This is a genomic window from Azospirillum isscasi, from assembly GCF_030849505.1.
Taxonomy (GTDB): Bacteria; Pseudomonadota; Alphaproteobacteria; order Azospirillales; family Azospirillaceae; genus Azospirillum; species Azospirillum isscasi.
On the sequence record NZ_JAUJFI010000035.1, the window covers coordinates 19,704 to 41,038 of the forward strand.

Below are 21,335 nucleotides of genomic sequence, written 5' to 3' on the forward strand. Positions count from 1 at the left end.
ATCCGTCCCTCGCCGCCAGTTTCGCTGGGTGCGGAACGGAGGTGACATGACGCGCCGGATTCCTGGAGTCTTCGCGGGCGGGCTGCTGTGGCTGGTCCTGTTCCTGGCCGGTCCCAATCCGTCCTTCGGGGCGGAGCCGGCGATCCATGTCTCCCCCCAGGGCGACGACCGCTGGTCCGGGCGGGCCGCCGCTTCCACCCCGGACGGGCGGGACGGCCCCGTCGCCACGCTGGCCCGCGCGGTGGAGGAGGCGCGCAAGCGCGGCCTGCACCTGATCCTGCTGCGCGGCGGCACCCACCGGCTGACCGGGACGGTGACCCTGGGGCCGGAGGATTCCGGGCTGCGCATCGCCGCCTTTCCGGGGGAAACCCCGGTGCTGTCGGGTGGGGAGGTGGTGACGGGCTTCACGGCGGAGCGGGATGGTACCGTCTCCGCCCCGCTGGCGCGGGAACCGGGGCTGGACGTGACCGCCGCGGGGGAGCGGCTGCGCGCCGCGCAGAGCGGCGCCTTCGATCCCGCCGACCCGATCCGCAGCGGCTGGTTCATCGCCCAGCAGACCAAGGGCGGCGGCGACAAGCGGCAGTTCCGCTTCCCGCCCGGCACGGTCCAGGCGGCCTGGGCGGTTCCCGGCGTGCGCGTCCAGGCGCTCGACCGCGAGCGGCAGGCCGATGACATCCGCGGCATCGAGCGCATCGACCGGAACGGCACGCTGGTGCTCGACCGCGACGGCTGGTACCCGTTCCGCGACGGCAGCACCTTCCGCCTGCTCGGCCATCCCGACTTTCTGAAATTCCCCGGCCAGTTCGCCTGGAGCGCCAAGGACCGGCGCCTGCTGATCCGCCCCCAGGATCCGGCGGCTTTCGCCCGCGACGGCGAGGCGGTGGTGGCCCGCACCGCACCGCTGATCCAGGCCGAGAAGGCGGCCGCCATCACCCTCGACGGGCTGTCCTTCTCCGACGTGCCCTACGGCGGGGCCGCGGTGAGGCTGGCGGGCGGCACCGGGCACCGCGTCCTGAACAACCGCTTTTCCGCCGTCGGCACGGGCGTGCTGCTGGCGGGCGCGTCGGACAGCGAGGTGCGCGGCAACAGCCTGGAGCATCTGGGGCGCAGCGGGATCGAACTCACCCCCGGCAGCGCCGGCAACCGCGTCGTCGCCAACACCATCCGCCATGTCGGCGAGGTGAACCTCTACAGCGCCGGCATCATGACGGCGGGGGTGACCCGGACCCTGATCGCCCACAACGACATCCGGCACGCCGCCCGTTACGGCATCTCCATGAAGAACTGGAACCCGGAGACGAAGAACACCGACAACGTGATCGAGTACAACCGCATCCGCGACGTCGGGCGGGAGACCGCCGACCTCGGCGCCATCGAGACGCTGGGGCGCAGCGACATCGACACCAGGCTGGTGATCCGTTTCAACGACATCCGGGGCACCGGCGGGCTCGCCACCGACCCGGCGGGGCGCTGGCTGACGCGCTACAAGGGCTTCGGCATCTACCTGGACGACCTGACCAACGGGGTGCGGGTGGAGGGCAATTTCCTGGAGGACACCGGCTGGGCCTCGGTCTTCATCCACGGCGGCGACGGCAACCGGGTGGAGAACAACATCGCCATCCTGACCGACGAACGCGACCGCTTCCTGCGCTTCGAATGGGTGCCGAAGGCGGGAACCGCGGGCTTCCTGCACGACAACGAGGCCAGCCGCAACCTCATCCACGCCCGGGTGCCGGTGGAGCAGCTGGTGACGGCGCTGACCGGCGGCGAATACCGGCTGGAGAACAACATCTTCGACCGCCCGGGCCGCGGCCTGCGCGCGCCGGGGGCGGCCATGGACCGGACACAGGCCCGCTCCGTCCAGGCGGGCAGCCTGCCCGACCCCTATTTCATGAACCCGGCGAAGAACGATTACCGCCTGCGCCCGAACTCCCCAGCCTTCAAGATCGGCTTCCAGGAGCTTCCCTGGTCGCGCATCGGTCCGGAAGGGGCGCGTTGAGCCTGGAGTGGCTTACTTGCTCCGGATTTCCTGGAGCAGGACGCCGAGCATCTGCTTCAACTCCAGGTGGTTGTCGTTGTGGACCTTGTTCGACGCGGCCAGCGAGTCTTCGAGCGTGTCGAACCGCTGGTCCATCGTATCGAGTCGCCGATCGATGCCATCGAGTCGCCGGTCAATGCCTTCGAGTCGCCGGTCAACGCCTTCGAACCGTTGATCGATGGCCTCAAAGCGCTGGTCCACCCTCTCGAAGCGCTGATCCACCCTCTCGAAGCCCTGCACCATGTCGGTGCGCAGGGACTTCACCTCGGTTTCGAGCGCGGTCAGGCGGCGGTCGATGTGGTGGCCGAGATGGTCGATGGCCTCGTTGAACTTGTCTTGCGTCACATAGGCCATGCGAGTCGTCCGTTCCTGCGCGGAAGCCGGCGTGGTGGCGCGCCCAGCCGTCTCAGGGTGAACCGCTTTCGCGTTCCTGTCGATGGATTCTTCCGGCTGGGCCGCCTTGGCCGGGGCGAACCGAATGGGAGGGGGTTTGCCGGCGGGGTGCATGGGGGTCGGTTGGAACGCGGATGTATGCATCGATGATGCCGCATTCCGGCACGCCGGTCCAGCCGGTGCTTCCGAAAAGGCGATCGGAAATGAAAATTTTCCACCGATGAGAGCTTACCCCATCGCGCGCTTCGGGCGGACGGCGGTGCCGGCGGATTCGGGCAGCGGGCCGGCGATGCGGTCCAGCAGCGCGTCGAGCCCGGTGTGCCCGGCTTCAAAAGCGGCGCGGGCGCGGGCGTGGGCCTGCTCGGAGGCGAGCGCCAGCGCGTCGCGGTCTTCGGCCCACAGGCGCAGCGCCGGCATCACCGCCTGGACGAAATCGCGCTCCTGCGCGACGAGGCCGGGGCGGGGGATGTCGCTGCCGATGCAGCCGCGGTCATAGGCCAGCACCGGCACGCCCGCCGCCATGGCCTCGAACAGGACCAGCGGCTGCGCCTCGTTGCGGTAGCGGGTGGGGAAGACGAACACGTCGATGTCGCGGTAGAAGGCGGCCTTGGCGTCGTCGTCCACCGGGCCGCGGTACTCCACATCGCCGTCGAAGGCGACCAGCCCCGCCGCGACCAGCGCGTTGTCCATGCGCCCCAGACCCGGCCCGGCCAGCACCAGCTTGACGTCCACCTCCTCCGCCTTCAGGGCGCGCAGCAGGGTGAACAGCGTGTCCAGCCCCTTGTCGGTGCACAGGTTGGACAGGTGGCCGATGCGCAGCGGGCCGGTCTTCCCGTGGCGCGGGCGCGGCACGGGCGGGGTGAAGATGGCGTTGGAGACGCTCATCGCCGTCCGCGCCGCGGGATAGAGCGCCTGGAACCGCGCCTGCATGGCGGGGCAGAGCAGCACATGCATGCAATCCGCCCCGGCCACGCGGGTCAGCAGGCTCATCCGCCATGTGGGCCGGGAGATCGTGGCGAAGGAATGGTGGTGCAGCGTGCGTTCATAGCCGAACAGCCGCGCCGTGCCGGCCAGCGCCGCCGTGTAGACGATTCCCAGCCCCGAATCCACCGGCATGTAGAAGCGCCGTCCGGGGATCGTCGCCCCGGCCGCCAGCCGCAGCCCCGCAAGCAGCACGCGCATCGCCTTGGCGGCGTGATAGCGCAGGCCGCCGCCGTTCCAGCCCGGCGACAGGTCCGCGACCTCCACGCTGGCCTCCATGGGGCCGCGGGCGCGCAGGCGGTCCAGCACCAGGGCGGTGACCCGGCTCATCCCGTCGGTGGGCGGGGGAAGGCGGCCCGAGACGACGACGTGGGGGGTGTTGGGGCGGTCGGTCATCAGGCTTCGCTTTCACGGGCACCCTCTCGGGCGCTGTCTTGAGCGGTCGGGGACGGGAGGGCGCCCAGGGCGTGCAGGGTCCTTTCCACGGATTCCGCGAAGAAGCCGGCGTCGGCCAGCGCCTGGAAGGGCCGCCCGTTGAGGCTGAGGCGGCGCCATTCCCCCTCGTCCGACGCGACGGACAGCATGTGGCGGGCCAGCCCCTCCGGGTTGTCGGGCTCGACGATGTGCCCGTTCAGCCCGCTGCGGATCAGCACGTCGCGGGCGCCGCACTGGTCGGACAGGATGGTCGGAACGCCCATCGCCAGCGCCTCGTTCACCACCAGCCCGAACTGCTCCTCCAGCGAGGGCAGCAGCAGGCACAGGGTGGAGCCCAGCGTCTGTGCGATCGCCTTCTCCTGAAGGAAGCCGCGGAAAAGGATGTGCCCCTCCAGCCCGCGCTTCGCGACCTCCGCCCGCAGATCGGCCTCCAGCGGGCCGGAACCGCAGAGGTGCAGGGGCCGCGCCCCATCTCCGGCCAGCCGGCGGTACAGGTCGTAGGCCTCCACCGCGCGGAACAGGTTCTTCTTCGGCACGAAGCGGGCGATGATGGTGAAGTGCCGCTCGGCGAAGGGCACGCCGTCCGGGGCCGGCGTCATGCCGGACAGGCGGCGCACCCGCTCCAGCGACAGGGTGTCGTAGCCGATGAACAGCCGGTCCTTGGGCAGCCCCAGGAAGCGGTAGTAATCGACGGTGCGGTGGCTGCCTCCGATGGCCGCCTGATAGGGCTTGTAGAGCAGGGACTTCAGCGCCTCCCGCCAGAGGACGCGCGGTTTGTCGTCGAATTTCGAGGCGTTCATGTTGACGACGCGCCGGCCCGTCAGCCGCATCGTCACCGCCAGGGCGAAGACGTCCGGCTCCTCGTAATGGCACAGGAAGACGTGGCTGGCCCGCGCCTTCCGGCATTCGCGCAACAGCGCGCGGTAGACCCGGAAGGCCGGGACGTCGGCCTTGGAGCGTCCGGGGAACAGCGTGACCTTGCGGAAGCATTTCCCCTCCCCGGTGGAGTCCCAGGCGTAGGTGTGGGACTTCGACCCGACCTCCAGCCCGACCACGTCGTAGAGATGGCCGAGCCGCCGGCCCACCGCCTCCAGCCGGTCCATGTGGTAGGGGCCGAACATCTCCCAGGAAAAGACCAGGGCGGGCTTCGTCATGCGGGGTCGTCTCCCAGAAGCAGCGCGGCGTAGCGCGCCAGGACGGCGCTGCGGCTGGCGTTGCCCTCCACCCAGGCGCGGCCCCGGCGGCCCATGGCGGCGCGCCGGGCGGGGTCGTCCAGCAGTTCGGCCACCGCCTTCGCCATGGCTTCCGGCGCGTCGGGCGGGGTGCGCAGGAAGGCGTCGATCTCCGTCCCCAGCCGGTCGAGCGCCGACCCCGGCAGGCAGGTGCAGACGAAGGGCCGCCCGGCGGACAGGATGGTCACCGCCTTGCCCGGCATGGCGAAGGCCGCCCCCTCCGGACGCTGCGGCACCAGATGCACGTCCCCCTCCGCCAGCCCCTCGGCGAGCCGGTCGGACGGGATCAGTGGAGCGAACTCCACGTTGGACAGCGCCATGGCCTGTGCCTGGGCCTTCAACTCCTCCTCCAGTCCGCCCTGGCCGCGCAGCAGGACGCGGGCGTCGGGGCGCAGGGCGTGGAGGTGGCGGGCCATCTCCAGCACTTGGTCCAGCCCCTGCTTGCGGGCGAAGGCGCCGCTGTAGAGCACGGTCGGCGGCTGGCCATCGGGCCGGGGCAGGGGGCGGATGGCGTCGGCGTCCACATGGGGCGGGATCACCGTGACGGGCCGCCGCACGCCGAGGTTGCGCAGCACGTCGGCCATCGCCTCCGACAGCACGACGATGCCGTCGGCGCGGTTCAGCGCGGTGCGCTCCACCGCCTGGATGGCCTTCAGCGCGGCCCCGCCGCCCATGCCCAGCGCGCCGGCGAGGCCCGACTGGATGTCGTGCACGATGGCGATGTGCCGCCCGCCCGGCGCCCGGAAGCGGTCGGCGACGGCGACGCTGAAGATGGAGGGGCAGAGCGACAGCACCGCCTTGTGCCGCCCGACCCGCCCGCGGGCGCGGGCGGCCAGGAAGCCGGCGTGCAGCACCCCTTCGTGGATCAGCCGGGCCTTCATGCCGCCGCCCTTCGGCGGGATGGTGAACAGACGCTCGATGCGGACGCCGTTGACGGTGCGGCGGTCCTCCCGCCCGTCGGCGTAGCCGTCGTAGATCCGCTGGCCCGGATAGTTGGGGCGCGCGGTCAGCACGGTCATGTCCGTTCCCGCCGCGGCGAAGGCGGTGGCGAGGTCGGTCATCATCGGCGCGCTGCCGGCGGGTTCCGGCCAGTAGCTCATCGCCACCAGCAGGACCGCGGGGGGCAGGGCGGCGCGCGGCGCCGGCCCATCGGTGACCGGTGCGCGCAGGGCGGTGGAATCATCGGGCATCGGCGGTCACTCCGCGGCTTCGCTGCCGGCGGTCCGGGGAACCGGCGGGGCGGCGTTCTCCAGGAACCAGCCGTAGGTGCGGCGCAGCCCCTCCTCCAGCCCGACCTTGGGCCGCCAGCCGGTGGCGGACAGACGCGACACGTCCATCAGCTTGCGCGGGTGGCCGTCCGGCTTGCTCAGATCCTGGGTCAGCGCGCCCTCATAGCCGACCACCCCGCGGATCAGCCGGGCCAGTTCCCCGATGGCGACGTCCTCGCCGGGGCCGACGTTGATGATGTCCTCCCCGTCGTAGGTTTCCATCAGGTGCAGGCAGGCGTCGGCCATGTCGTCGACATAGAGGAACTCGCGCCGCGGCGTGCCGGTGCCCCACAGGGTGACGCTGGGCGCCCGCTCCATCTTCGCGTCGTGAAAGCGGCGGATCATGCCGGGGATGGCGTGGGAGCCCTCCGGGTCGAAATGGTCGCCGGGGCCGTAGAGGTTGGACGGCATGGCGCAGATGGCGTTGAAGCCGTACTGCCGCCGGTAGGCTTGGCACAGGGTGATGCCGGCGATCTTGGCGATGGCGTAGGGCTTGTTGGTCGGCTCCGGCGGGCCGGTCAGCAGCGCTTCCTCCTTCAGCGGCTGCTCCGCGAACTTCGGGTAGAGGCAGGAGGAGCCGAGGAACAGCAGCTTCCGCACCCCCGCCCTCCAGGCGGCGTCGATGACGTTGGTCTGGATCAGCAGGTTGTCGCGGATGAAATCGCCGCCGAACCGGTCGTTCGCCAGGATGCCGCCGACCTTGGCCGCGGCCAGCAGCACATGGTCGATCTTCTCCCGGTCGAAGAAGGCGCGCACCGCCGCCTGGTCGGTCAGGTCCAGCTCGTCGCGCCCGCGCAGCACGAGGTCGGTGAAGCCGTCCTCCACCAGGCGGCGGACGATGGCCGAACCGACGAGGCCGCGGTGTCCTGCGACGAAGATGCGGCTGTTTCGTTCCATGAGGTTCCGTCCCTTATTCGGCGGCGCTGGGGATGCCGGACCGCCCCTGGTCGCGGCTGCGGGCGGCGTACCAGTCCACCACGCCCGGCAGGCCGTCCTTCAGCGGGATGCGCGGCACGTAGCCGAGCGCGGACAGGCGCGCGATGTCGGGGCAGCGTCGCTGCGTGCCGCCGGGTGCCGGTGGTCCGATCTGGATGTCCGCCACCCGCCCCAGCACGGCGACGATCTGCCGGGCAAGTTCCGCAATGGAGATCTCCTCCGGGTTGCCGACATGGTAGATGCCCAGATGCGCGCCGCGTTCGATCACCGTGACGATGCCCTCCACCGCGTCGTCGATGTGGACGAAGGCACGGGTCTGGGTGCCGTCGCCTTGGATGGGGAAGGGCACCGGCCCCCGCGGCGTCAGGTCGATGGCGGCCACGGCGCGGCGCGCGAATTCCGGCACCACATGCTCCCACCCCATGTCGGGGCCGTAGACGTTGTGCGGACGGAAGATCGCCACGCGGTCGAAGCCGGTGCGGCCCCAGTTAACCGCCAGAAGCTCCGAGATCAGCTTCGACCCGCCGTAGCTGTAGCGCGGGTTCAGCACGTCCGGCACGACCAGCGGAATGTCCTCCGGCGTCGGCACCGCCGGCGGGGTCTGGTAGGCCTCGGAGGAGGAGGCGACCACCAGATCGCCCACCCCGTTCGACCGGCAGGCGTCCAGCACGTTCAGCATGCCGCGCACGCCGACGTCCAGGACCACCTCCGGCTTCTCGTAGAAGTGTCTGGTGCCGTTGACGGCGGCCAGATGCAGCACGCCGTCGACGCCGCGCACCGCCCGGTCCACCGCCGCCGGGTCGCGGATGTCGCCGGCCACGAATTCCACCGCCTGCGCGGCGTCGCCCAGCCGGCGCGGATGGCCGCGGGAATTGTCGTCCAGCACGCGGACGCGGTGCCCGTCGCGCACCAGCCGGCGGACCAGGGCGGCGCCGATGAAGCCGCTGCCCCCGGTCACAAGGTAATGTTTCGGCATTGGATTTCCCTCAGGCGACAGCTTTGAGCGACGCTTTTTCAAGCGACATGGGCGAAGCGGGCGGCGCCGTGGCTGCCCAGCGCCACGTAGGCCGTGCCTTCGGGCAGGTCCACCTCGCGGCTGTTGAAATTGTTCCAGAAATCGTAGATGACCCCCGGACGGTCCATGCGGCGCGCCAGATCGGGCAGCGGCATGGAAGTGAAGACCGGGTGGTTGTTCAGGATGACCGCGAGGTTGGCGCCCTCCACCGCCTCCGCCATGCTGTTGGCGGGGTCCAGCCCGAAGCTGCGGATGTCGTCCGCCGCCACCACCGCGTCGAAGCCGCGCCAGCGCGCCTTGGGGAAGCGGGTGCGCAGCTCCTCGAACAGGGGTTTCGCCATGGTGCCGCGCAGGTCGTCGGTCGCCGGGCGGCCCTTGAAGGCGAGGCCCATCAGGCTGATGGTCGGTTCCTGCGGGAAGCCCTGCATGGAGCCGGTCAGCCTTTCCAGGAAGCGCGACACCTCGTGGGGCTGGCTTTCGTTGATGCGGCGCCCGGCGGCGGTGATGCCCATCTCCACCCCGACCTCGCGGGCGGATTCGATCAGGATGTGCGGGTCCTTCTCCAGGCAGGGGCCGCCGACCGGGCCGGGCAGCGGAAGCTGCGTGCGCGGATAGCCGAGCCGGCCCGCCCGCGACACCTCCAGCGCCGACACCTCCATGGCGTCGCACAGCCGGGCGATCTCGTTGGCGAAGGCGAAGGTGACGTCGCGGTAGGTGTTGTCCACCAGCTTGATCATCTCCGCCGTCTCCAGCGTGGAGACCTTGACCGTCGTCGGGGTCAGCATGCCGAAGATCTGCGAGGCGCGGGCGGCCACCTCGATGCTTTCCGCGCCGATGATCTGGGGAAGCTGGTTCAGCTCGATCAGCGCCTGCCCCTCCAGCGTGCGTTCCGGGCAGAAGGCGATGTCGAAGCGCTTGCCGGTGCGCCGCAGGATCGGCGCAACCACCTCGCGGGTCGTCCCCAGCTTCACGGTGGAGCGCAGGATCACGAGGTCGCCGTCGTGGATGCAGTCGGCCACCTGCCGGGTCGCCGCTTCGATCATGTCGGTGCGCACGCGGCCCTCGCGGTCCAGCGGGGTGCCGACCGTGATGATGAACACGCTGCAATGGCCGCAACCCTCCGGCGTGCGGCCGAAGGTGAAGCGCCCGCGCTCCACCACATGCCGCAGCTTCTCGGCGAGGCCCGGCTCATGGAAATGGGGAACGCCGCGCGCCAGCTTGTCCAGCACCTCGCCCCGCACTTCCACGCCGTGCACCTGGAACCCCGCGTCCGCCATGGCAACGGCCAGCGTCAGCCCGACATAGCCGAGACCGAGCACGCAGACATTCCGGTCGGGAAAGGACTTTGGGAGCATAGTCTTTCGATCCTGCCGTTGATTGGAGCATGCATCCAAAGGCGCCGCCGCCATCCGCCACCCGCGCCATGCGCAATCCGAACGTCTTGCAACGCGGCATTGTTCCGGCCCTTCGGGGTGGCGTGAAATGGCTATGCCGTTGATCGGGTGGTGTTTTGTTTGTGGTACCCCGGTCCGGTGGCAAGGGTGCGTCCGGTCGGCGCCGTCTGAGTTCCGGATTAAGGCGGGCGGGTCATGCCGCCGCCGTGACCAGCCGGCGCAGCCGCGACGGGCGCACCAGCCCGGTCAGCAGCGCCGCCAGCGCATAGACCGCCACCAGCGCCGTCCCGCCGATCAGCAGGGCGGGAAGCGGGTGGGCGGGGGCCATCAGGTCCGGCAAGGCATGGGTCAACCCCATCGTGGCCGCCATGGCGAGAGCGCCGCACAGCGCCGCCCGCGCGGCGATTCCCAAATAGAGCTGGCCGACCGCCCGCCGGTGCTGCCAGGCGAGGCCGGCCATGGCGGTCAGCTCCGCGACGATGGTGGCGGCGGCGGACCCCTCGATCCCATAGCGCGGGATCAGGATCAGGTTCAGCGCCGCGTTGGTCAGCCCGCCGATCAGGATGGCGGTCATGTAGCCGGTCTGCCGGTGCCAGACGAGCAGCGGGTTGCCCAGCGTCAGGTTGAGGTGGACGATGGCGACCGCGATCATCAGCAGGCGCAGCGTGTCGGCGGCGGGGGCGTAGGCCGGGCCGAAGACGGTGCCCAGGATGGCCGGCGCCAGGGTGAAGCCGCCCGCCGCGATCAGCGCGCCGACGGACAGGATGGTGGCGGCGTAGTCGCGCATCCGCGCCTGCATCGCCTCGCGGTCGCCATAGGCGGCGGCGAGTTGCGGCATGAAGGCGGCGAGGATGATGTTTCCGGCGGTCAGCGACAGCACCAGCAGCTTGGTCACCGCGGCGTACCAGCCGACCTCCGTCTGCGGTGCCATGAAGCCCAGCATCACCAGATCCAGGTGGGAGAACAGCGCCCAGGCGAAGACGCTGACCGCCATCGGGGCGGAGGTCTTCAGGATCTCCCGCCATGTGGCGAGGTCCACCCGCGGCCGCGGCATGCGGAAATCGCGGCCGAAGCGGGCCAGCATCAAAGAGGCGTTGATGACGAAGGAGGCGGCGGTGATCCCGGCGGCGACCGCCAGATCGTCCGGCCCGTGCACCAGCGCCAGCACGGCCACCATGTTGCCGAGCGACGTGCCGATCTCGCGCACCGCGATGACGCCCATGCGCTCCGTCGCCTGATAGACGAAATCGAGCAGCAGCGCGTTGCCGAGAAGCTGGACCGCCTGCACCAGCAGCACCGTCCTGACCAGCGCCGGCTTGTCGAGCTGGAGCACGAACAGGGCGTAGAGCCCGCCGACCGCCATCGCCAGCAGCAGGCGCAGGGTCAGCACATGGTCGGCGAGATCGGCGGCCTTCTCCCGGTCGCGGGCGATCTCGCGCACCGCGTAGGTGGACAGGCCGAGATTCACGAACAGCGCGGCGTAGGCCAGCATGGAGGTGCCGAAGCCCAGCACGCCGAACCCGTCCGGTCCCAGCGCGCGGGCCGTCCAGGCGGTGGTGACCAGCCCGCTCAGCAACGTCGCGGCGCGGGCCAGCCCCAGCGCGCGGATGTTCAGGAAGATGCGTCGTCCGGCGGTCATGGGGCCTTTCGGGGGTGTGCTGGGGGATGCGGGAGCTTGGCCCCCACCCAACCCTCTCCCCGCTTCGCAGGGGAGGGCTTTATCTCCTCCCCCTGCGAAGCGGGGGGAGGCCGGGAGGGGGGCCGGCGCGACCGCCTCTTCTCGGATCAGTTCGCGTAATACCGGCGGTAGCCGTGGTAGCGCCCGCTGTCGGGGAACTCGTACTGGGCGTGGCGGCGGATATCGACCTGGGAGAACAGGACGCCGACGACCTCGCCGCCCGCCTCGACGATCTCCTTCAGCCCGGCCATGGCGGTCTCCCGCTTGGTCTTGCCCCAATGCACGATGAAGACGGTCTGGTCGGCCAGCGCCGCCAGCAGCTTGCCCTCCGAAACGGCGAGCACCGGCGGGCTGTCCAGGATCACCCGGTCGTACTCCAGCGCCAGCCGCGAGATGAGCTGGTGCATCCGGCTGGACCCCAGCATGTCCTGCGGCAGCGCGGAGCCGCGGCCCGAGGCGATGAAATGCAGGCCGGTGCGCGGGTCGGTCTGGATCACCTCGTTCGGCGCGCATTCGCCGGACAGCACCTCGTAGAGGCCGCGCTTGTTCTCCAGCCCGAGCATCTGGTGCAGCCCCTTGCGGCGCATGTCGCAGTCGAGAATGATCGTCTTCTGGCCGGAATTGGCGCAGATGCGCGCGAAGGCCGCGGCGATGGAACTCTTGCCCTCGCCGGGGACGGAGGAGCTGAACAGGATCACCCGCTGGTGACCGTCCGGGTTGGCCAGCAGCAGGGTGGTGCGCAGGTTCTGCATCGCCTCCGCGAAGGCCGACATGGGGCGGTCGATGGCGTAGGCGGCGGGCGAGGTGCCGAGGCGCCGCCGCCGCCCGATGGCCGGAACGATGCCCAGCGACCGCACGCCGGTGGCCGCCTCGAACTGGTGCGGGCTGCGGAAGCCGCGCTCCGACTGCTCGCGCAGCATCGCCAGCAGCACGCCCAGCGTGGCCGAGGCGACCAGGGCCAGCAGGACGATCATCTTCTTGTCGGGCTGCGACGGGTTCAGGGGAATCGCCGCCTCCGACACGATGCGGGCGTCGGGCTGCTGGATGTCGGTCTGGCCGGCGATCTCCTGGAAGCGGGTCAGCATCGCCTCGTACATGGTCTGCGAGGTCTCGGCGTCGCGCTCCAGCGTGCGCAGGGTCACGTTGGATTCCTGCTGCTGGTTGCGCTGGGCCTGGAGCTGGTCGAGGTTGGCCTTCAGGGCGGCCTCGCGCCCGCGCTCCAGTTCCACGTCGTTGCCCAGGTTCTGGACGATGCGGTCCACGTCGGACTTGATCTGGCGCTGCAGGTCGCGCAGCTCGCTTTGCAGGGCGGTCAGCGTCGGGTGCCGGGCGCCGTACTTGTTGGCCGCCTCGGCGATCTTGCGCTGGACCTCGACCTCCTGCTGGCGCAACGCCTGGATCAGCGGGGAGCCCAGCACGTCGCCGATGGCCGACACGCCGCGCGGGCTCTGCGCCAGGGTGGTGACCTCGCGCAGCTTGGCCTCCGCCTCCTGGCGCTTGGTGCGGGCCAGCACGTAGTTGGTGTTCAGCTCCGCCAGCTGCTGGGCGATCAGGGTGGTTTCGCCGTTGGCGTTGGTCAGGCCGCTTTCGGCGCGGTACTTCTCCGCCGCCTCGCCGGTGGTCTTGGCCTCGCGGCGCAGCTCGGTGATGCGCTCCTCCAGCCAGGCGGTGGCGCGCTTGGCCGCCTTGAACTTCTCGTCGAGCTGGTCGACGAGGTACAGCTCGCCGAGGGTGTTGGCGATGAGGGCGGCCTTGCGCGGGTCCTCGCTGTCGAAATCCACGGCGATGACGTAGGAACGGCCCTGCGGCCTGACCGCCAGATTCTCAAGGAAGGTGTTGACGACCGAGGTCTTCTCGTTGGCCGTCTTCTCCTCCGGGCTCAGCGCGATCTGGGGGCGGTCGCCGCGGGCGGTGTTCCACCAGGAGTCCGGCAGCCAGTTCTTCGGGTTGAGGTAGTAGAACCAGTTGGTTTCCTCGGGCCGGAGCGCCGCGTTGAACTCCGGGTCGTTCATCAGGCCGAGCTTGTCCACCACCTTCTCCGCGAAGGCCGGGGATTTCAGGATCGCCACCTCGCTTTGCAGCGCCCCCAGCTCCGTGGACAGGCCGGAGACGACCTCCTGGTAGTTCATCACCTGATTTTTGCGATGCTCCACCATGATCAGGGTCTGGGCGGTGTAGAGCGGCGTCATCCGCAGCGCCACGAGCCCCGCGATGCCCGTCCCCAGCACGATCACCGTCCCGATCAGCAGCTTGTGGCGCAGCAGCATGCCGGTGGTGCGGCGCACCGCGCTGGCCGCCGCGGTGGACAGATCGAAGGAGACCGGCGCCGGAACCGGCCCCGTCTGCCGCCGCTGGGGTTGATCCTGAATGTCCTGGGTGGCCAAAGCGGGTTCCTCCTCGCATGCCGAACGGCACCCCGTTCGGGGCGTTACGGTGCCTAGAACGCCATCCGCCGTCCGGCCGTTTCATGCGGACCCGAGTGCATACGGTGAGGAAGACACGCTCATTGGGTACTCTGCCCGGATTCGCTTTCGGATTGCCCGGCGGGCGGGGTGGACCGGAGGAGCCCCTTCGCGGATAATGGTCATCGATGAACGGAGGAAACCGGGCATGTTGCCGGAGCGCGTTGGAAAGGCTGAGGATTTCTGGACCGGGGCCTTTCCCGCCCTGTCCGCGCTGGAGTCCGGCGCGCTGGCCGTCCTGCGCGATCGAGGGGCCCGGATGACGGTGCCGCGCGGCACGGTGCTGTTCCGCATCGGCAGCCTGTGCCGCAATTTTCTCATGCTGCTGGACGGCACGGTGCGGGTGCAGATGACCTCCGAGAGCGGGCGGGAGATCGTTCTGTACCGGGTCGGGCAGGGCGAGACCTGCATCCTGACCACCGCCTGCCTGATGACGCGCGCCGACTACAGCGCCGAAGGGGTGGCCGAAAGCGACCTGGACGCCATCGCCCTGGAAGCGGGGGCCTTCCACGAGCTGCTGGCCTGCTCCGCCGTCTTCCGCGATTTCGTCTTCGCCTCCTTCGGCACGCGGCTTCAGGGCATGATGCTGCTGGTGGAGGAGGTCGCCTTCGGGCGCATCGACCTGCGGCTGGCCCGTTTCCTGGTGGAGCACCGTGACGCTCGCGGCGGGCTGGACACCACGCACCAGACGCTGGCGGTCGAGTTGGGCACGGCGCGCGAGGTGGTCAGCCGCCAGTTGAAGGAGTTCGAGCGGCGCGGCCTCGTGGAGCTGTCCCGCGGGCGCGTCGCGGTGCGCGACCCGGACGCGCTGCTGGCGCTGGAGCACGCGGACGGCGTGTGACGGAGTCACAGACCGGCGGGCGGAAAGCGGCTTGGATGGGCGCACCATCCGCCCAACCCAAAGAATCCAACCCAAAGAATAAGGTGCATCCATGCCCGTCAACGTCGGCACCATCGACCGCGCGCTCCGCGCCATCGTCGGCCTCGTCCTGATCGCGCTCGTCTTCGTCGGCCCGCAGACCGCCTGGGGCTGGATCGGCCTCGTCCCGCTGCTGACCGCGGTGGTCGGCTTCTGCCCGGCCTACACCCTGTTCGGCGTGAAGAGCTGCTCGATCAAGGAGTAGGGCCGCCGCCTCCAAAGGAAAAGGCCCCTCTCCGCAAGGACAGGGGCCTTTTCCTTTGTGATCCGGTAAGCGCCGGTCACCCCCGCGGGGCGTGCTTGTTCAGGATGCGTTGCAGGGTGCGGCGGTGCATCTTCAGCCGGCGGGCGGTTTCGGAGACGTTGCGGTCGCACTGCTCGAACACGCGCTGGATGTGCTCCCACCGCACGCGGTCGGCGGACATGGGGTTTTCCGGCGGGGAGGGCAGGGGGCGGCCATCGGCCAGCAGGGCGGATTCCACGGCGTCGGCGTCCGCCGGCTTCGGCAGGTAGTCCACCGCGCCGGCCTTCACCGCGGCGACCGCGGTGGCGATGTTGCCGTAGCCGGTCAGCATGACGATGCGGGCGTCGGGGCGGGCGTCGCGCAGGGTCTTGACCACATCCAAACCGCTGCCGTCCGCCAGCCGCAGATCGACCACCGCGAAGGCCGGGGCCGATTCCTGGGCGACTTCGATCCCAAGCTGCACGCTGTCCACGGCCACCACGTTGAAACCGCGCTTCTCCATGGCGCGCGCGAGGCGGGTGCGGAAAGGCGCGTCGTCGTCGACGATGAGGAGGCTGCGGGTAACGTCACCGGTGAACGTCAGCTTGGCGGTTTCGCCCGTTGGACTCTCGTCCGTGGTCATCGCGCTATCCACCACTAGTCCTCTGGTTCTAAGACACCACGGTCCCAACGTACGACAACTCGCGCGCCGCCGCTACGGTTATTGCTAAAGGCTACCAAGGCACCCGTTTTCTCTAGCAGGGTTTGTGCAATAAAAATTCCCAGCCCCATATGGCCCGACCGCTCGGTCCTTGCCGACAGGTAGGGTTCGCCGATGCGGCTCAGCAGATGGGCGGGGTAACCCGGCCCGTCGTCCATCACCACCACGGTGGCGGACTTGGCGTCCCAGGAGGCGGTGACCGTCACCCGCGCGTCGGCGAACTGGTGGGCGTTCTGGATGAAGTTGCCCAGGCCGTGGATGATCTCCGGGCTGCGGCGGACGATGGGTTCCTCGACCCCCGCGGCGTCCCCGGCGGCGCTGTTGCGCTCCACCACGAACTGGATGTGGCCCAGCCGGTGCGGCGCCCCCGCCGCCTCCACCAGCGCGGTCAGGGGCAGCCGCTCGAACGGGTCGCCGCCGTCCGCCTCCGGCTTGCGGGCCAGCTCCGCCAGGATCTCGCGGCAGCGCATCACCTGGCTTTGCAGCAGGGTCACGTCCTCGGTGTAGGGGCTGCCCGGCGGCAGGTCGTGCAGCAGCTCCTTCGCCACCACGGCGATGGTGCCGAGCGGCGACCCCAGCTCGTGCGCGGCGGCGGCGGCCAGCGCGCCCAGCGAGGACAGCCGCTGCTCCCGCGCCAGCGCCACCTGCGAGGCCGACAGCGCGTTGGCGAAGCGCCGCGCCTCCTCCGCCACGCGGAAGACATAGCCGCTGATGAAGCTGGCCGACACCGACAGCGACAGCCAGATGCCGAAGGCGTAGAGCGGGGCGACCGACGGCACCGGCTCCGGCCAGGGCAGGGGGAAGTGCCACAGCGCCAGCACGGTCAGGCAGACGAGGTTCAGCCCGGTCAGCAGGACCACGCTGTAGCGCGACAGGATCGCCGCGGCCACCGTCATCGGCGCCAGCAGCAGGATGGCGAAGGGGTTGGCGAGGCCGCCGGTCAGGTACAGCAGCAGCGTGAGCTGCAGCATGTCGTAGCCGAGATAGAGCGCGGCGTCCCGGTCGGCCAGCCGCAGCCGCCCGCCGCGCTGGGCCATCGCCACGAGGTTCAGCAGCACCGACGCCCCGATGGCCGCCAGAACCGGACCCAGCGGCAGGGGGAAGCCCATGACGAGCTGCACCGCCGCCACGGTGGCAAGCTGCCCGATAACGGCGATCCAGCGGATCAGGATCAGGGTGCGCAGCGTGACCCGGCCGTCCAGGTTGGTCCACAGGGCCGGTCCCGGACGGTGGGCGTGCGTCACGGCATGGCGGACGGCGGAGGCGGTAGCGGTCATGGGCGGGCTTTCCAGCAGGGGCCGCTGTTGCCGCGGCTTCATACCGATTGTCGGATGCTGTTTTGCCACTCTGGCGTTTGCGCGCCAAGCGGCCATATTCTCCGCCTATGGATCAATGCGCGAAACAGCACGCCATCCGGGCCGAAAAACTGACCAAACGCTACGGCACCGCCCGGTCCGGCGAGGTCACCGCGGTGGACGGCATCTCCTTCACCGTGGCGGCGGGGTCGGTCACCGGGCTTCTGGGCGGCAACGGGGCCGGGAAGACGACGACCATCTCCATGCTGCTGGGGCTCCTGCTGCCGACCTCCGGCACGGTGGAGGTGCTGGGGGTGGACATGGTGCGCCACCGCCACGCGGCGCTGCCCCGCATGAACTTCTCCTCCCCCTATGTGGAGCTGCCGCACCGGCTGACCGTGCGGGAGAACCTGACCGTCTACGGCCACCTCTACGGCCTGAAGGGGGTGAAGGGGCGGGTGGAGGAGCTGGCCGAGCATCTGGAGCTGACGCGCTTCCTTGAGCGGCCCTCCGGCGGTCTGTCGGCGGGGCAGAAGACGCGAGTGGCGCTGGCCAAGGCGCTGCTCAACCGGCCCGAGCTTCTGCTGCTGGACGAGCCGACCGCCTCGCTGGACCCCGACACGGCCGATTGGATCCGCACCTATCTGGAGCGCTACCGCTTCGAGTCCGGGGCCACCATCCTGCTCGCCTCCCACAACATGCTGGAGGTGGAGCGGCTGTGCGACGACGTGCTGATGATGCGCCAGGGCCGGATCGTGGACCGCGGGTCCCCGGCGGGGCTGCTGTCCCGCTATGGCCGGACCTCGCTGGAGGAGGTGTTCCTCGACATCGCCCGCGACCGCGCCAATGGAGAGGACATCAGCCGGGAGGCCGCCGATGCCGCCGAGTGACGCCGCCCTGAAGGCCGACGCCATGGTTCACCCCAACCCCGCCTTCTCCGCCCGGCGGGTGGGGGCGATGGTTCTGCGCTACTGGTATCTGCTGCGCGGGTCTTGGCCGCGCTTCCTGGAGCTGGCCTACTGGCCGACCATGCAGATGATCCTGTGGGGCTACATCAACCAGTTCATGGCCTCCTCCAGCGCCTGGGTGGCGCAGGGGGCGGGGGTGCTGGTCAGCGCGGTGCTGCTGTGGGACGTGCTGTTCCGCGGGCAGCTCGGCGTGTCGGTGTCCTTCCTGGAGGAGATGTGGTCGCGCAACCTGGGCCATCTCTTCGTCAGCCCGCTGCGCCCCGGCGAATGGGTGGCGGCGCTGTTCGGGATGAGCCTGATCCGCACCATCATCGGCGTCGTGCCGGCGGCGCTGCTGGCGATCCCGCTGTTCGGCTATTCGGTGTTCGGGCTGGGGCTGCCGCTGGCCGGCTTCTTCGCCAACCTGATCGTCTTCGGCTGGTCGCTGGGGCTGGTCATCGTGGCGCTGATCCTGCGCTACGGCATGGGGGCGGAGGGGCTGGCCTGGATCGTCGTCTTCATGCTGGCCCCGGTCAGCGCCGTCTATTACCCGGTCAGCGTCCTGCCGGAATGGCTGCAATGGGTCGCGCTGTCCCTGCCGTCCAGCCACGTCTTCGAGGGCATGCGCGCCATCCTGTTCGACGGCACCATGCGCTGGGACCATCTGGCCTGGGCGGTGGGCTTGAACGCGCTGTTCATGGGGCTGTGCAGCGCGGCCTTCCTCTACTCCTTCCATCAGGCGCGGGTGCGCGGGGCGTTGCTGCAAACGGGGGAATGACAAAAAGCGCGGCCCCTCGCCAGCACCGGCCAGCCGTGGTAGCGTCCCGGCCTCTTCGGACCGCAAGCCAGAGCGCCGCCATGATCCCCGTTTCTCCTGCCGCCCCGGTCACCCTCGCCGAGATCGCCGCCGCCCTGGGCGCCGCGCTGGAGGGCGACGGCACCGTCCGCATCGCCCGCGCCGTCCACCCGTCGGAGGCCGAGGGGCCGGAGGATCTGGCGCTCGCCATGGACAAGGGCCTGACGGACCTGCTGGCGAACGGCAAGGCCGTCGCCGCCGTGGTCGCGGAGGGGGCGGAGGTGCCCGCCAACCTGAAGGGCTGGATCGTCGTGAAGCGCCCGCGCTTCGCCATGGCCGGGCTGACCACCCTGTTCGAGAAGCCGGTCCACGCCGAGCCGGGCGTCCACCCCGCCGCCTTCGTGGCGCCGGAGGCCGTTCTGGGCGCGGGGGTGTCGGTCGGCCCCTTCGCCTATGTCGGGCCGAAGGCGGTGCTGGGCGAGGGCGTGATCGTCATGCCGCACGCCACGGTCGGGGCGGAGGCGGTGATCGGCAAGGGCAGCCTGCTGCACCCCGGCGTCCGCATCGGCGAGCGGGTGGTGATGGGCGAGCGCTGCATCATCCACCCCAACGCCGCGGTCGGCAACGACGGCTTCAGCTTCGTGACGCCCGAGCCGGGCAGCGTGGAGTCGGCCAAGGCGACGGGCCGGGTGGTCGGCACCAACGTGCTGATCCACCGGGTGAACTCCATCGGCACGGTGATCCTGGGCGACGACGTGGAGGTCGGGGCCAACGCCACCATCGACCGCGGCACCATCACGGCGACCCGCATCGGCTCCGGCACCAAGATCGACAACCTTGTGCAGATCGGCCACAACGTGCAGATCGGCACCAACTGCATGCTGTGCGGCCATGTCGGCATCGCCGGCAGCACGACCATCGGCGACCGCGTGGTCCTGGCCGGCAAGGTGGGTGTGGCCGACCATGTGAAGATCGGCAACGACGCGGTGGTGGCCGCCAATTCCGGCGTCGGCACGGACATTCCGGCGAAGGCCGTCTACATGGGCTATCCGGCGGTGCCGCGCGATCGCGCCTTCGACCAGTACAAGGGGCTGGCCCGGCTGAAGCGGATGTACGCGGACGTGACCGACCTGAAGAAGCGGGTCGGGGTGTTGGATGGCGGTGGGAAGGCGGAGTAACGCGGCGCTTTGCCCCCACCCCGACCCTTCCCCTGCGAAGCGGGGGAGGGAAGGGGCCCGCGGCGCAGCCGTGGGAAGGGTGGGGGCAAGTGTACCCCTACTGGAACGCGATCTTCGCGTGATCCCCCGGGCTCGGCGGCTCGCCGGTCAGCTTGGCCTTCACATAACCGTAGGCGTAGACCATCGCGCTCGACGGGCTGTCCCAATATTCGGCCTGATCGACGCCGACCTTCAGCAGCGCCAACTCCGGGTCGTCCGCCCCCTGCGGGAACCAGGTGGACAGGATGTCCCGCCACAGGAAACGGATCTTGTCCCGGTCGCGCACCGTTTCCGCCACCCCCGACACCGACACGTAATCCTGCTTGTCGGGGTCGGCGTAGGACAGGTTCACGCGCCAATGCGTCTTCAGCTCGTGAACCTTCGGCGAGTCGACCCGCGTGAAGAACCACAAGGTTCCATCGTCGAATCCCGCGTGGGGCAGGGTCGCCATGGGGCGGGAATGCAGAATGCCGTTCTCGTCCAGCGTCGTCATCATGCAGATGCGGACGCCCTTGATCATGCCCCAGAGCTTCTCGGCGGCCTCGCGATCGTCAGCGCTTCTTGCCATGGTCTGACCCTCTATCGGTAGCCCAACGGAGTCCGGTCAACGCCCGCTGCCCGAAAAGGTTCCGAGCGCGTTCAGGGCCGTCACCGACCAGGAACCGCCCGCCTCTCCACCGCCGTAATGGTCGATCCGCGACAGCGACAGCGGCGCCACGGCCAGCCGGAGCGCCGCCTGCGGCGTCAGGTCGAGGGCGAGCGCCAGCGCCGCGCGGATCGGGCCGCCGTGGATCACCGCCACGATGTCCCGGCCCGCGTGGACCGCGTTCAGGCGGGCGACGGCGCCGGCCACCCGCTCCATCACCGCGGCGAAGCTCTCGCCCTCCGGCGGGGCCTCCGCCGCCGGGTCGGTCCAGAAGCGGCGGGCCTCCTCTGGGTGCCGGTCCGCCGCGTCGTCGTGGGACAGCCCCTCCCACCGCCCGAAATCCTGCTCGGCGAGGTCCCGCTCGACCAGCGCCATGTCGCTGCCGGGAAGGCGCAGCGCCGCCGCCGTCTGGCGCGTGCGGCGCAGGTGCGAGGTCACCCAGACCGCCTGCGGCGGCAGACGCGCTGCCAGCTCCGCCAGGGCCGCGGCGTCGCCGGTGTCGGCGGACGGATCGCTCCGCCCGTAGATCAGCCTGTCCGGATTCGGGACGGGGGCATGGCGGATCAGCCACCAGCGTGTGCTGTTCATGCCACAGCCGCCGCCAGGGTGAGCAGCACGGCGGCCTCCGCCACCTGCTGGGCGGCGCCGAACACGTCGCCGGTGTGGCCGCCGATCTGCCGCCGCGCCTGCCACGCCACCGCCGCCACGGCCTTCTGGCGGGCGGCGGTCAGGCTTCGCT

At 70.3% G+C, this 21,335-nt stretch carries 20 protein-coding genes; 6 read left to right on the plus strand and 14 right to left on the minus strand.

The window, feature by feature from the left end; all coding sequences use genetic code 11:
- Window positions 1-46: 46 nt before the first annotated feature.
- The gene (locus QSG27_RS09820) at window positions 47-1,999 is read left to right on the plus strand and encodes a right-handed parallel beta-helix repeat-containing protein (protein WP_306705597.1); all 1,953 of its coding nucleotides are present in this window, start codon (window positions 47-49) and stop codon (window positions 1,997-1,999) included.
- A 12-nt stretch (window positions 2,000-2,011) separates the two neighbouring features.
- On the opposite strand, the gene QSG27_RS09825 is transcribed toward QSG27_RS09820, so the two are convergent.
- The 9 genes from QSG27_RS09825 to QSG27_RS09865 all read right to left on the minus strand — a co-directional run bounded on the left by QSG27_RS09825 (window position 2,012) and on the right by QSG27_RS09865 (window position 13,754).
- Entirely contained in the window at window positions 2,012-2,545 is a 534-nt protein-coding gene (locus QSG27_RS09825) for a DUF16 domain-containing protein (protein ID WP_306705599.1), read from the minus strand.
- 114 nt (window positions 2,546-2,659) lie between these two features.
- Window positions 2,660-3,808, minus strand: coding sequence for a glycosyltransferase family 4 protein (locus QSG27_RS09830; RefSeq protein ID WP_306705601.1), 1,149 nt, complete (start codon window positions 3,806-3,808; stop codon window positions 2,660-2,662).
- Entirely contained in the window at window positions 3,808-5,001 is a 1,194-nt protein-coding gene (locus QSG27_RS09835; protein WP_306705603.1) for a glycosyltransferase, read from the minus strand. Before QSG27_RS09835 ends, QSG27_RS09830 begins: the two co-directional genes overlap by 1 nt.
- On the minus strand, window positions 4,998-6,269 hold the full coding sequence (locus tag QSG27_RS09840) for a glycosyltransferase family 4 protein (protein WP_306705605.1): 1,272 nt from the start codon (window positions 6,267-6,269) through the stop codon (window positions 4,998-5,000). Before QSG27_RS09840 ends, QSG27_RS09835 begins: the two co-directional genes overlap by 4 nt.
- A 6-nt stretch (window positions 6,270-6,275) precedes the next feature.
- On the minus strand, window positions 6,276-7,244 hold the full coding sequence (locus QSG27_RS09845) for a GDP-L-fucose synthase family protein (RefSeq protein ID WP_306705607.1): 969 nt from the start codon (window positions 7,242-7,244) through the stop codon (window positions 6,276-6,278).
- Window positions 7,245-7,257: 13 nt separating this feature from the next.
- On the minus strand, window positions 7,258-8,259 hold the full coding sequence (locus tag QSG27_RS09850) for an NAD-dependent epimerase/dehydratase family protein (protein ID WP_306705609.1): 1,002 nt from the start codon (window positions 8,257-8,259) through the stop codon (window positions 7,258-7,260).
- A 38-nt stretch (window positions 8,260-8,297) separates the two neighbouring features.
- Window positions 8,298-9,653 (minus strand): nucleotide sugar dehydrogenase, encoded by a 1,356-nt coding sequence (locus QSG27_RS09855; protein ID WP_306705612.1) that lies wholly within the window; start codon window positions 9,651-9,653, stop codon window positions 8,298-8,300.
- Window positions 9,654-9,885: 232 nt separating this feature from the next.
- Window positions 9,886-11,331, minus strand: coding sequence for a flippase (locus QSG27_RS09860; RefSeq protein ID WP_306705614.1), 1,446 nt, complete (start codon window positions 11,329-11,331; stop codon window positions 9,886-9,888).
- A 146-nt stretch (window positions 11,332-11,477) separates the two neighbouring features.
- Entirely contained in the window at window positions 11,478-13,754 is a 2,277-nt protein-coding gene (locus QSG27_RS09865; RefSeq protein ID WP_306705616.1) for a GNVR domain-containing protein, read from the minus strand.
- Between the two features lie 226 nt (window positions 13,755-13,980).
- Here QSG27_RS09865 and QSG27_RS09870 point away from each other — a divergent pair, with 226 nt between their 5' ends.
- Window positions 13,981-14,673 carry a Crp/Fnr family transcriptional regulator gene (locus tag QSG27_RS09870; protein ID WP_306705618.1) on the plus strand — a complete coding sequence of 231 codons (693 nt, stop codon included), beginning with the start codon at window positions 13,981-13,983 and terminating at the stop codon, window positions 14,671-14,673.
- 91 nt (window positions 14,674-14,764) lie between these two features.
- On the plus strand, window positions 14,765-14,956 hold the full coding sequence (locus tag QSG27_RS09875) for a YgaP family membrane protein (protein ID WP_306705620.1): 192 nt from the start codon (window positions 14,765-14,767) through the stop codon (window positions 14,954-14,956).
- A gap of 76 nt (window positions 14,957-15,032) precedes the next feature.
- Here the strand turns inward: QSG27_RS09875 and QSG27_RS09880 are convergent, their stop codons facing one another.
- Together QSG27_RS09880 and QSG27_RS09885 are read right to left on the minus strand one after the other, a co-directional pair.
- Window positions 15,033-15,617 (minus strand): ActR/PrrA/RegA family redox response regulator transcription factor, encoded by a 585-nt coding sequence (locus tag QSG27_RS09880; protein ID WP_306705622.1) that lies wholly within the window; start codon window positions 15,615-15,617, stop codon window positions 15,033-15,035.
- A 14-nt stretch (window positions 15,618-15,631) separates the two neighbouring features.
- Window positions 15,632-16,972: an ActS/PrrB/RegB family redox-sensitive histidine kinase gene (locus tag QSG27_RS09885; RefSeq protein WP_306705624.1), complete on the minus strand. Its 1,341-nt coding sequence runs from the start codon at window positions 16,970-16,972 to the stop codon at window positions 15,632-15,634.
- 107 nt (window positions 16,973-17,079) lie between these two features.
- Between QSG27_RS09885 and QSG27_RS09890 the strand changes: the two genes are divergently transcribed.
- From QSG27_RS09890 to lpxD, 3 genes are all read left to right on the plus strand, one after another.
- Window positions 17,080-17,880: an ABC transporter ATP-binding protein gene (locus QSG27_RS09890; protein WP_306705626.1), complete on the plus strand. Its 801-nt coding sequence runs from the start codon at window positions 17,080-17,082 to the stop codon at window positions 17,878-17,880.
- Window positions 17,867-18,715: an ABC transporter permease gene (locus QSG27_RS09895; protein WP_306705628.1), complete on the plus strand. Its 849-nt coding sequence runs from the start codon at window positions 17,867-17,869 to the stop codon at window positions 18,713-18,715. Before QSG27_RS09890 ends, QSG27_RS09895 begins: the two co-directional genes overlap by 14 nt.
- Window positions 18,716-18,795: 80 nt before the next feature.
- Window positions 18,796-19,911: a UDP-3-O-(3-hydroxymyristoyl)glucosamine N-acyltransferase gene (gene lpxD / locus QSG27_RS09900; RefSeq protein WP_306705630.1), complete on the plus strand. Its 1,116-nt coding sequence runs from the start codon at window positions 18,796-18,798 to the stop codon at window positions 19,909-19,911.
- A gap of 97 nt (window positions 19,912-20,008) precedes the next feature.
- On the opposite strand, the gene QSG27_RS09905 is transcribed toward lpxD, so the two are convergent.
- The 3 genes from QSG27_RS09905 to QSG27_RS09915 are packed head-to-tail and all read right to left on the minus strand — an operon-like array spanning window position 20,009 to window position 21,303.
- On the minus strand, window positions 20,009-20,518 hold the full coding sequence (locus tag QSG27_RS09905) for a pyridoxamine 5'-phosphate oxidase family protein (RefSeq protein WP_306705632.1): 510 nt from the start codon (window positions 20,516-20,518) through the stop codon (window positions 20,009-20,011).
- Window positions 20,519-20,554: 36 nt separating this feature from the next.
- Window positions 20,555-21,184, minus strand: coding sequence for a histidine phosphatase family protein (locus QSG27_RS09910; protein WP_306705634.1), 630 nt, complete (start codon window positions 21,182-21,184; stop codon window positions 20,555-20,557).
- Window positions 21,181-21,303: an adenosylcobinamide-GDP ribazoletransferase gene (locus QSG27_RS09915; protein WP_306705637.1), complete on the minus strand. Its 123-nt coding sequence runs from the start codon at window positions 21,301-21,303 to the stop codon at window positions 21,181-21,183. Before QSG27_RS09915 ends, QSG27_RS09910 begins: the two co-directional genes overlap by 4 nt.
- Window positions 21,304-21,335: the final 32 nt, after the last annotated feature.

Excerpts from the sequence above, each read along its gene's own strand:
- QSG27_RS09855 (WP_306705612.1), bottom strand. The coding sequence starts at position 9,653 with ATGCTCCCAAAGTCCTTTCCCGACCGGAATGTCTGCGTGCTCGGTCTC.
- QSG27_RS09880 (WP_306705622.1), bottom strand. The coding sequence starts at position 15,617 with ATGACCACGGACGAGAGTCCAACGGGCGAAACCGCCAAGCTGACGTTC.
- QSG27_RS09830 (WP_306705601.1), bottom strand. The coding sequence starts at position 3,808 with ATGACCGACCGCCCCAACACCCCCCACGTCGTCGTCTCGGGCCGCCTT.
- lpxD (WP_306705630.1), top strand. The coding sequence starts at position 18,796 with ATGATCCCCGTTTCTCCTGCCGCCCCGGTCACCCTCGCCGAGATCGCC.
- QSG27_RS09885 (WP_306705624.1), bottom strand. The coding sequence starts at position 16,972 with ATGACCGCTACCGCCTCCGCCGTCCGCCATGCCGTGACGCACGCCCAC.
- QSG27_RS09890 (WP_306705626.1), top strand. The coding sequence starts at position 17,080 with ATGGATCAATGCGCGAAACAGCACGCCATCCGGGCCGAAAAACTGACC.
- QSG27_RS09875 (WP_306705620.1), top strand. The coding sequence starts at position 14,765 with ATGCCCGTCAACGTCGGCACCATCGACCGCGCGCTCCGCGCCATCGTC.
- QSG27_RS09910 (WP_306705634.1), bottom strand. The coding sequence starts at position 21,184 with ATGAACAGCACACGCTGGTGGCTGATCCGCCATGCCCCCGTCCCGAAT.
- QSG27_RS09870 (WP_306705618.1), top strand. The coding sequence starts at position 13,981 with ATGTTGCCGGAGCGCGTTGGAAAGGCTGAGGATTTCTGGACCGGGGCC.
- QSG27_RS09835 (WP_306705603.1), bottom strand. The coding sequence starts at position 5,001 with ATGACGAAGCCCGCCCTGGTCTTTTCCTGGGAGATGTTCGGCCCCTAC.
- QSG27_RS09905 (WP_306705632.1), bottom strand. The coding sequence starts at position 20,518 with ATGGCAAGAAGCGCTGACGATCGCGAGGCCGCCGAGAAGCTCTGGGGC.
- QSG27_RS09845 (WP_306705607.1), bottom strand. The coding sequence starts at position 7,244 with ATGGAACGAAACAGCCGCATCTTCGTCGCAGGACACCGCGGCCTCGTC.
- QSG27_RS09860 (WP_306705614.1), bottom strand. The coding sequence starts at position 11,331 with ATGACCGCCGGACGACGCATCTTCCTGAACATCCGCGCGCTGGGGCTG.
- QSG27_RS09850 (WP_306705609.1), bottom strand. The coding sequence starts at position 8,259 with ATGCCGAAACATTACCTTGTGACCGGGGGCAGCGGCTTCATCGGCGCC.
- QSG27_RS09825 (WP_306705599.1), bottom strand. The coding sequence starts at position 2,545 with ATGCACCCCGCCGGCAAACCCCCTCCCATTCGGTTCGCCCCGGCCAAG.
- QSG27_RS09840 (WP_306705605.1), bottom strand. The coding sequence starts at position 6,269 with ATGCCCGATGATTCCACCGCCCTGCGCGCACCGGTCACCGATGGGCCG.
- QSG27_RS09895 (WP_306705628.1), top strand. The coding sequence starts at position 17,867 with ATGCCGCCGAGTGACGCCGCCCTGAAGGCCGACGCCATGGTTCACCCC.
- QSG27_RS09820 (WP_306705597.1), top strand. The coding sequence starts at position 47 with ATGACGCGCCGGATTCCTGGAGTCTTCGCGGGCGGGCTGCTGTGGCTG.